The following is a 9,050-nucleotide window of genomic DNA, read 5'->3' as shown; positions in this document are numbered from 1 at the left end:
AGGTCGCCGAGTCCAGCGCCTGCGCCATCTGGCCCAGCTCGTCTCGGGAATCCACGTTCGCCTCGCGGGTCAGGTCACCAGCGGCCATACCCTCGGCGACGAAAGACACCTTGCGCACCGAACCGACGATCAGCCGGGCGATGTACAGGGCGAGGACCACGCCGACCAGCAGACCCACCACCAGCACGACGATCAGCGTGGTGCGCGCGTTGGTGTAGGACGCCAGCGCGGCCTTCTGCCGGTCGTCGGCGCTCTTCGTCTCGATGACGGTCAAGGATGCCAGGGATTCCGCCATCGCCTTGTTCGCAGCGGCGATGGTCGTCGCTACCAACTTGTCGGCGGTTGCCTTGTCTCCGGCCGCGATGGCGGGAATGTACTCCTTGTCGCGGAGCTGCCGGTAGTCGGCGACCGCCGCTTTGAACGCCGCGACCTCCTTCTCCCGGCCGGCCATGTCGCTCGAGGTGTACTTCGCCACCGCCTTGTCAATGGCCGCGTCATCGGCGGGCAGGAGGTTCATCACCTGGGCCACCACCGGGCCACCTTGGCCAGACCTCGCCACGTCCACCCGCATCTGCATGTACGCCTGACGGACGTCTCCCAGCTGGGCGACCGGCACCAGGTTCTGGTCGTACATGGAGGTCGTCGCCTGACTCATGCGCGCCATCGAGTTGATCGCGGTCACGCCCACCACGATGGCCACGACCGCCATCGTCGCGACGATAAGCAGGATCTTCGTATTGACTCTTAGATCAGCGAACCACCCCGCCACAGGGTTGCGCTTGCCGCTACGGGCCCGTCCGTCCGCACCATAGACTTCGATTTCCGACACCGTTTGCCACCCAACATTGCAATTTTTCGCTTACTGCAACCCATCGCCCTGAAAGCCGGCGGCTTGAGAGAGAAAGCAGCATAAAGAGGAACGCTGGAGAAAGTTGCATGAACTGCAAGCTAGTGACGCCGTGGCGCGTTTGGGCACCTCAAGCGATTGTGGCCGGCCTGAGGATCGCTCCGGACAGGCACCACACAAACAGGCCTGGGAGAGCCTTTCGACTCTTCCGGGCCTGTTGCCGTGGGCTTTTGCCCGAAATTACTTCTCGCAGGTCACGACGTTGCCGTTGACCTTTCCCGGCGAGCCCTTCACCACGCGAACGCGATTTGTTCACACGCGCTCGTCTCTGGCGACAGATGACGTGACCGGCAGCCCCGGACGCTCATCACGGGAGCGGCGTGGCGTCGCCAGCGATGTGATCGGCTACGTCGAGACGTGCCCCAAGCGAACCGGGCGAGGAGCTTCGATGGGGCTCAAGCGTCGTTGCGTGTGGGTTCGGCCGGTGCTTCCTCCTGCGTCGCCGCCCAGCTGGCGAGGAGGCGGAGAGCGTCCTCGGAGGTGGAGCCGGGCTGGGCGCTGTAGGCGGTCATGGTCAGACCGGGGTCGGCCGGCAGCGGCATCGCCTCGAAGTTCAGGCTGAGCTCGCCGACGACGGGGTGATGGAAATGTTTGAGCCCGGTCTGGTGCAGGCGCACATTGTGTGCGGCCCACCGGGTTCGGAACTCGTCGCTGCGGGTGGAGAGTTCTCCGACGAGGTCGGTCAAACCCCGGTCATAGGGGTCGCGGCCGGCCTCGGTCCGCAGGATGGCCACGGCGGTGTTCGCCGCGTCATCCCAGTTGGGGTAGAACTCGGTCGAGCGCCGGTCGAGAAACGTGAACCGGGCGTGATTGGCCGGTCGGGCCGGGCCGTCGAACATCGGTGAGTAGAGGGCATAGCCGAGCCGGTTGGCGGCGAGGACGTCCAGGCGCCCGTTGCGCACGAATGCGGGCGCGTCGGTCATCGCGTCGAGGAGTTGCTGCACTCCGGGCCGAACCCGCTGCGCCGCCGGCCGGCGGCGGGGGCGAGAGGCCGTGTTGGTCGCACGGGCCAGGTCGAACAGGTGGGCGCGTTCGGCCTCGTCGAGTTGGAGCGCACGGGCGAGCGCGTCGAGCACGCTGTCGGAGACGCCGCTGAGGTTGCCCCGCTCCAGACGAACGTAGTAGTCCGGACTCACCCCGGCGATCATGGCCACCTCCGCCCGGCGCAATCCGGCCACGCGTCGGTTGCCGCCGTAGACCGGCAAGCCCGCCTGCTCCGGCGTGATCCGAGCCCGGCGCGAGGCAAGGAACTCACGGATCTCGCTGCGGACGTCGTCTCTGCCGGTCACGATCCCGAGTTTACGGACGCTCTCTGCTCGCACAGGGGTACTGCCATTACCTCTCTCAGCAGGGCCTCTCTCGCGACGCGGATACGTGATTGCGTGGAGGTGTCACCGGGGACCGCCGGTGACGGCCACGCCCACTGAAGGTGGATCAAACCATCCGCACCACGACGCGATCGACCGGGCCTACCGGAGCAAGTACGCCCGCTACGGCGGCACGTACGTCGACGGCGATGGTGAGCCCGGGTGCTACCGCGGCTGAACGCCCGCTGGCCCGTACCCGGCGCGCAGGGCCTTCCACCCCGCATGCGCCGCCGCAACCGGGTACTGGAACTGGAAAAGGATGAGAGAAATGGCAGGCAACGCAGAACGCGCCGAGCCCTCGGGCGCCGCGAAGATGTTCGGTGACTTCGCACCCGCCCTGGTTGCGTACACCGACGACGTGCTGTTCGGGCAGGTCTGGAAACGCCCGGAACTGTCACCGAAGGAGCGCAGCCTCGTTACGGTCGCGGCCCTGACGACCAGCGGGAACACCGATCAGCTGGTCTATCACCTCGGCCTGGCCAAGAAGAACGGCGCCACCGAGTCCGAGCTGATCGAGGCGATCACCCACCTGGCCTTCTACGCCGGGTGGCCGAAGGCCATGTCCGCGATGGCCGTCGCCAGGCAGGTCTTCCGCGGCGACTGACCGCACCGGCCACGGCAACACCCCGCACCGGGGCCACGCCGCAGCCGGGCCGGATACCGATCATCCGGCCCTGTTCCACCCAACAACCTGAAGGGATGACCAACCATGCGAGGAGCCGTACTCCACGCCCCCCGGGACATCCGCGTCGAGCAGCGCGACGACCCGAAGATCACCGCCCCGACCGATGCCGTCATCCGCCTGGCCGCCACCTGTGTGTGCGGCTCGGACCTGTGGCCCTACCGGGGAATCGAACCCGTCGACGGGCCGGCCCCGATGGGTCACGAGTACGTCGGCATCGTCGAGGAGGTCGGCAGCGAGGTCAAGACCATCAAGCCCGGCCAGTTCGTGATCGGCTCGTTCTTCGCCTCCGACAACACCTGCGAGATCTGCCGGGCCGGCTACCAGAGCTCGTGCGTGCACCGCGAGCTCATAGGCGCGCTCGGCGCCCAGGCCGAGCACCTGCGCGTCCCGCTCGCCGACGGCACCCTCGTGGCCACCCCGGAGGTCCCCTCCGACGACCTGGTCCCGAGCCTGCTGGCGGCCTCCGACGTGCTCGGCACCGGCTGGTTCGGCGCCGTGGCCGCCGATGTCGCACCCGGCAAGACCGTCGCGGTCGTCGGCGACGGCGCGGTCGGCCTGCTCGCCGTGCTCGCGGCCAAGCAGCTGGGCGCCGAGCGGATCATCGCGATGAGCCGGCACGAGCCCCGGCAGAAGCTCGCGATCGAGTTCGGCGCGACCGACATCGTCACCGAACGCGGTGACGAGGGCGTGGCGAAGATCAAGGAACTCACCGGTGGTCTCGGGGCGCACTCGGTCATCGAGGCCGTCGGCACCCAGGAGTCGATGATGCAGGCCATCCGCTCCACCCGCCCCGGCGGGCACGTCGGCTACGTCGGCGTCGCCCACGGCGTCGAACTGCCCGGCCAGGAGCTGTTCTTCTCCCACGTCCACCTGCACGGCGGCCCCGCCCCGGTGCGCCGCTTCCTGCCCGGGCTCATCGACCTGATCTGGAACCGCGAGATCGACCCCGGCAAGGTGTTCGACCTGACCCTGCCCCTCGACCAGGCCGCCGAGGGGTACCGCGCGATGGACGAACGCCGCGCCATCAAGGCACTGCTGCGCCCCTGACCACCTGCGTCAGTCCACCCGCCCCAAACGCACAACACCTGGGCAGAGGAGAACTCGTGGAACTGCGACCCATCAGCCCCACCGTGAAGACACCCGCGCTGGCCTTCACCGGCGACGTCTACATGACCCCTATCTACAACGGCCAGGGGCCCTCGCGGATGGTCGTCGCCCTCGTCCGCTTCACCCCCGGCGCCCGTACCAACTGGCACTCCCACGCCGTCGGCCAGACCCTCCACGTCACCGACGGCGTCGGCCTAGTGGGAACGCGCGACGGATCGGTCGTACGCGTGCGCCCCGGCGACACCGTCGTCTGCCCGCCCGGCGAGGAGCACTGGCACGGCGCCGCCGCCGACACCTTCATGAGCCACTTCGCCATGCTCGAGACCCTTCCCGACGGCGGCGACCCCACGACCTGGCTCGAACCCGTCACCGACGAGCAGTACCAGGCAGCAAACAAGCAGTAGCCCCACCGCCCGCGTACGGTGGCCTGCGTGTCTCGGCCATTGGGCTGCATGGGCATGAGCCAGAGCTACGAGGCGGTCAAGCGCACCGACGCGGGCAGCGCCGACCTCGCCGCCGCCGCATAGCCCGAAGATCACCACGAGCGGGCCCGACCGACCGGCCGGGCCCCTCGTCGCATCTGGCCTGCTGCCGCCGCCGACCTGAGCGGCACCGTCCGGGCGTGCTCCAGCAGGTGCAGACACACGTAGGGCCCGGTCTGATGACCGGGCCCTACGTGATCATGCTGTGGGCTCTCCCCGAGAGCCGGATTCGGGAAACGAATCCGGCTCTCGGCGAAACCTCCTGGTGGAGGTGCCGGGAATCGAACCCGGGTCCTTCGTCGTGTTGCCAGGGCTTCTCCGAGCGCAGCTCGCTGTGCCTCTACTCGGCCCCTCCGATCACGCGAGCGAGTCGGTGTGACGGGCCCAGTCGCGATTGATCTCGCCGCACGAGCCCCGCGACAAGGCTCGATTGGCCAGCCTTCTAGCTGATGCCGGTAAACCGGGGCGAAGGCGACCCCGGACCGACACGCTCAGTTCCTAGCCTCAGGCGGCGAGGGCGAGCGAATCGCGCTTGATATTGGCGCTTATCGTTTTCCGACGACTGATTCACGAGACAACGTCGGCTTCCTCGGCTCGCTTCACCTGCCTCGACGTACGAAGTCGAAACCAGTCACCCCCGTGATGATGGGGCTGCTGTGTGGTGCAGTCATATGAGTTTAACGCGTCAGGGGCCAAGATTCATCCCGGTTTTCCGGGGCGATCCAGGTCACTCTGGGCTACTCCATGCCCTTGCCCCGGCGACCGACGGCCCGCTGGATCTCCCGGTTCGCATCGCGTTTGGCCAGGTCCTGCCGCTTGTCGTAGGACTTCTTACCGCGCGCCAGGCCCAACTCGACCTTGGCCCACCCGTCGGAGAAGTACACCGACAGCGGCACCAGGGTCAGTCCGCTCTCCTGCAGCTTGCCGACCAACCGGCTGATCTCGAGGCGATTGAGCAGCAGCTTCCGGGTGCGCCGGGGCTCGTGGTTGGTCCACGTGCCCTGGGCGTACTCGGGGATGTGCATCTGGTGCAGGAAGATCTCGCCGTTGCTGACCTGCCCGAAGGCGTCCACCAGCGACGCCCGACCGGCCCGCAACGACTTGACCTCGGTTCCGGTCAGCGCGATGCCCGCCTCGTACGTGTCGAGGATGGCGTAGTCGTGGCGGGCCTTCTTGTTGGACGCGACAACCTTGCGACCCTTCTCGCGCGGCATCGCCCCCACCTTCCTTGACCTGCTGCGTAACCAGACAATGCTACCCAGCGCCGAGGCGAGGCGGCGACCGAGATTCTCCCCTGCCACTGAGGAGGCGCCCGTCTTACGGCCTATAACCGTAGCGGGGCGCCCTCCTCAACCCAACAAGCGGGGAACAGCTCAGCAGAAGCAGCTGGGTAGCCACGACAGCGGATTCACCGGCGTACCGTTGCGCCGGACCTCGAAGTGCAGGTGCGGGCCGGTGGACGCGCCGGTGTTCCCTACCCGGCCGATGACCTGGCCGCGGCGCACGGACTGGCCGACGGAGACCAGGATCGCCGACTGGTGGGCGTAGCAGGTGGAGAGGTCCTGCCCCTGGTAGCTGCCGTGCGAGATGCAGGTGTAGTTGCCGTACCCGCCGTTGGCACCGGCGGTGACCACCCGGCCGTCGGCTGCGGCGTAGATCGCCTGGCCCACCATGTTCGCAGCGGCAATGTCCACGCCGGCGTGCAGTTGCCAGCGGTTGTAGTACGGGTCGTAGCGCTGGCCGAAGTCACTGGACTTCCACCCGGCGGTCGGCATGATGAAGAACGCTCCACCGCCGGACGGCGGTTGGGCGGGCGGTTGGGCAGGCGGTTGGGTTCCGCCCCCGGAGTTCTTGCGCTTGGCTTCCTCGGCGGCAGCCACCAGCGCGGCCCCGATCTGGTCACTCTCGACCTTCAGCCGGTCGTAGTTGGCGAGGACCGCCGAGCGCTCCTGGTTCGCCACGGTCATGGCCTGCTGGCGCTGGTTGATCAGGTTTTGCACATCGGTCGCGGCGCGCTCCGCCGAGGTCGCGGCGGCCTGCGATGCCGCGAGGGCCTGCCGAGCCTGGTCGCGCGTCTGGGCGGCGCCCTGCTCGGCGGCCTTGGCCGCGTTCTCGCGCACCTTGGCCTCCATGCGTGCCGAGGTCAGGGAGTTGAGCGCCCGGGTCTCCCCCGCCGCGACCTGGTTGAGGTATCCGATGCGGTTCACGAACTCCGTGAGCGACCCGGAGTCCAGGATCGAGTTGATGGCCAGGAAGCCGGTGCCCCGGTAGGACTGCGAGACGAACTGGCTGACGTGCGCCCGTTGCTGGTCGACCTGGGCGGCCGCGGCGTCGTACCCCTTGGCCGCCTCGGTCTGAGCCGCCTCGGCCGCTGCGGCGTCGCGCTCGGCCTGCCGCGCTACGACCTCGGCGGAAGCCACCTTGCCGCGCGCGTCCGCAAGGGCGTTCTGCGCCGACGGCAGCTGGACGTTGGCCTGGGTGTACTGAAGCACGGCCTGCTGCGCGCGGGCCGTGGCCCCCTCCAGCGCGGCGCTGGTGCGTGCCAGTTCGGCGTCGACCCGCGCCTTGTCGTCACTTGTCGGATCGGCATGGGCAGGAGCCGCGCTGAGCAGTGCCCCCGCCAGCGCCAGAGCTATGACCGACGCAGCGGCGCCGAGACGGCTCGTGCGAGTCGTGTCCACGGTAACCCTCCAGCAGTGCTGAAGGGCTACCGTACGCCACGAATACGGTTTAAGCGTGCATTCTAGGTAAATCGGACGTGTCGGCCACGTCAGACACGTACGTAGAACCGAAGCGTGACCCAGCCGGCGATCGCGTTGACCGCTGCGCCGACGCCGGCCAGGATCGGCAACATCAGCCACATCCGGGTGTCGGGAATCGGCGGGAACACGTTCTGCAGGGACTTGAGCGCGCCATCGAGGACCACGAGCTTCAGCAGCCACAAGACGCCGAACGCCCCGATCGCGCCGACCAGGCCGGCGAAGACCGCCTCCAGCACGAACGGCGCCTGGATGAACCAGTTGGAGGCGCCGACGAGCTTCATCACCGCGACCTCACGCCGTTTGCTGTAGGCCGCAATCTGGATCATGTTGGCCACCAGCAACAGGGCAGCCAGGCCCTGCACGATGGCGACGGCCAGCGCGACGTTCTGCACCGAGTTGAAGATCCCGAAGATCTTCCCGAGTAGCTTGCGCTGGTCGATGATCTCGCCGATCCCCTCCCGGCCGCTGTACTTGTCGTACATCGACTGGAACTGCTCGGGGTTCTTCAGCTTGACCCGGAACGACTCCGGCAGCGAATCCGGCTTGGTCGCGTTGACCAGGTCCGGCGCGTCCTTGAACTGGGTCTTGAAGCGCTGGTAGGCGGTGTCGCGGCTCTCGTAGATGAGGTTCTGTACCAGCGGGTCGACCTTGAGATCCGACTGCAGCGACGAGCGCTGGGCCTCGGTGACGTCGTTCTTCAGGAAGATCGAGACCTCGACCTTCCCGTAGTAGAAGTCCTGCATGTCGCTGACCTGCGTGTACAGCAGCAGACTGGCGCCCAGCATCGCGAGCGAGACCGCCATTGTGATGATCATGGCGACGGTCATCGTCACGTTGCGCCACAGTCCGGTGATGACCTCGGACAGGACGTACTTCGCGCGCATCCGGCGGGGTTCCTTCCCAGTTTCTTACGCGTTCGGCTGGGCTACGTCTGGCTACACGGGCTGTCGTGCCCGGCAGTTCAGCCGTAGACGCCGCGTGGCTGGTCGCGGACGATCCGCCCGCTCTCGATCTCCACGACGCGGCGCCGCATCTGGTTAACGATGTTGGAGTCGTGCGTCACCATGACGACCGTCGTGCCGGTCCGGTTGATCCGGTCGAGCAGCCGCATGATCTCGACAGAGGTGTCCGGGTCGAGGTTTCCGGTGGGCTCGTCCGCCAGCAGGATCAACGGGCGGTTGACGAACGCGCGGGCGACCGCGACGCGCTGCTGCTCACCACCGGAGAGCTCGTGGGGGTACCGGTGCTCCTTGCCGCCGAGGCCGACCAGCTCCAGAACTTCGGGGACGACCCGGCGCGCCACGCCCTTGGACTTACCGATCACCTCGAGCGCGAACGCCACGTTCTCGTACGCGGTGCGGTTGGGCAGCAGGCGGAAGTCCTGGAACACGCACCCGATCGAGCGGCGGAAGGTCGGGATCTTCCACGACCGCATGGTGGTGACGTCACGTTCGTTGACGTACACCTTGCCCGCGTTGGGGGTGATCTCGTGCAGCAGGAGCTTGATGATCGTCGACTTGCCGGAACCGGAAGGGCCGATGAAGAAGACGAAGTCACCCTTGTCGATCGAGACCGACACGTCGTCCAGCGAGGGCCGGGACGCCTTGGGATACGTCTTCGTCACATGCTCAAGCTGAATCACGGATCGTGAGTCTACGCGGGGTGACCGAAACGCCAAAAGCGTCTGGGTACGCGGGCGACCCTTTGCCCGAAATACATGCCCAAACGGTCAGGATTGCC

At 67.4% G+C, this 9,050-nt stretch carries 10 protein-coding genes and 1 other RNA gene; 4 read left to right on the top strand and 7 right to left on the bottom strand.

The features are described from left to right. The coding region (locus HC028_RS10745) for an MCP four helix bundle domain-containing protein (RefSeq protein ID WP_168075895.1) at positions 1 to 709 on the bottom strand (709 nt) is incomplete at its 3' end. 593 nt (positions 710 to 1,302) lie between these two features. After that, a complete protein-coding gene (locus tag HC028_RS10740; protein WP_239075354.1) occupies positions 1,303 to 2,196 on the bottom strand; it encodes a helix-turn-helix transcriptional regulator in 894 nt (297 codons plus the stop codon). 118 nt (positions 2,197 to 2,314) lie between these two features. Between HC028_RS10740 and HC028_RS10735 the strand changes: the two genes are divergently transcribed. From HC028_RS10735 to HC028_RS10720, 4 genes are all read left to right on the top strand, one after another. Then, positions 2,315 to 2,452 (top strand): hypothetical protein, encoded by a 138-nt coding sequence (locus HC028_RS10735; RefSeq protein WP_168075893.1) that lies wholly within the window; start codon positions 2,315 to 2,317, stop codon positions 2,450 to 2,452. Positions 2,453 to 2,542: 90 nt separating this feature from the next. Further along, on the top strand, positions 2,543 to 2,878 hold the full coding sequence (locus tag HC028_RS10730; RefSeq protein ID WP_168075891.1) for a carboxymuconolactone decarboxylase family protein: 336 nt from the start codon (positions 2,543 to 2,545) through the stop codon (positions 2,876 to 2,878). A 105-nt stretch (positions 2,879 to 2,983) separates the two neighbouring features. Then, positions 2,984 to 4,006 (top strand): zinc-dependent alcohol dehydrogenase family protein, encoded by a 1,023-nt coding sequence (locus HC028_RS10725; RefSeq protein ID WP_168075889.1) that lies wholly within the window; start codon positions 2,984 to 2,986, stop codon positions 4,004 to 4,006. A 56-nt stretch (positions 4,007 to 4,062) separates the two neighbouring features. Then, positions 4,063 to 4,470, top strand: coding sequence for a (R)-mandelonitrile lyase (locus tag HC028_RS10720; RefSeq protein ID WP_203981187.1), 408 nt, complete (start codon positions 4,063 to 4,065; stop codon positions 4,468 to 4,470). Positions 4,471 to 4,811: 341 nt separating this feature from the next. Here HC028_RS10720 and ssrA read toward each other — a convergent pair. The 5 genes from ssrA to ftsE form a co-directional block, all read right to left on the bottom strand. Continuing rightward, positions 4,812 to 5,187, bottom strand: a transfer-messenger RNA (tmRNA) gene (gene ssrA, locus HC028_RS10715). 98 nt (positions 5,188 to 5,285) lie between these two features. Continuing rightward, on the bottom strand, positions 5,286 to 5,762 hold the full coding sequence (gene smpB, locus HC028_RS10710) for an SsrA-binding protein SmpB (protein WP_168075887.1): 477 nt from the start codon (positions 5,760 to 5,762) through the stop codon (positions 5,286 to 5,288). A 159-nt stretch (positions 5,763 to 5,921) separates the two neighbouring features. Further along, positions 5,922 to 7,229 (bottom strand): peptidoglycan DD-metalloendopeptidase family protein, encoded by a 1,308-nt coding sequence (locus tag HC028_RS28440; RefSeq protein WP_168075877.1) that lies wholly within the window; start codon positions 7,227 to 7,229, stop codon positions 5,922 to 5,924. 89 nt (positions 7,230 to 7,318) lie between these two features. After that, a complete protein-coding gene (ftsX, locus tag HC028_RS10700; RefSeq protein ID WP_168075875.1) occupies positions 7,319 to 8,194 on the bottom strand; it encodes a permease-like cell division protein FtsX in 876 nt (291 codons plus the stop codon). Positions 8,195 to 8,271: 77 nt separating this feature from the next. Then, positions 8,272 to 8,952, bottom strand: coding sequence for a cell division ATP-binding protein FtsE (ftsE, locus tag HC028_RS10695; RefSeq protein WP_168075873.1), 681 nt, complete (start codon positions 8,950 to 8,952; stop codon positions 8,272 to 8,274). Positions 8,953 to 9,050 lie beyond the last annotated feature (98 nt).

The sequence above is a fragment of the Planosporangium flavigriseum genome (assembly GCF_011947225.1).
Taxonomy (GTDB): Bacteria; Actinomycetota; Actinomycetes; order Mycobacteriales; family Micromonosporaceae; genus Planosporangium; species Planosporangium flavigriseum.
Note: the sequence above shows the minus strand (reverse complement) of the source record. Positions and strands in the feature narration are given on the sequence as shown.

Bases quoted from the DNA above. Each gene is read 5' to 3' on its own strand.
- smpB (WP_168075887.1), bottom strand. From the start codon at position 5,762: ATGCCGCGCGAGAAGGGTCGCAAGGTTGTCGCGTCCAACAAGAAGGCC.
- HC028_RS10725 (WP_168075889.1), top strand. From the start codon at position 2,984: ATGCGAGGAGCCGTACTCCACGCCCCCCGGGACATCCGCGTCGAGCAG.
- HC028_RS10730 (WP_168075891.1), top strand. From the start codon at position 2,543: ATGGCAGGCAACGCAGAACGCGCCGAGCCCTCGGGCGCCGCGAAGATG.
- ftsX (WP_168075875.1), bottom strand. From the start codon at position 8,194: ATGCGCGCGAAGTACGTCCTGTCCGAGGTCATCACCGGACTGTGGCGC.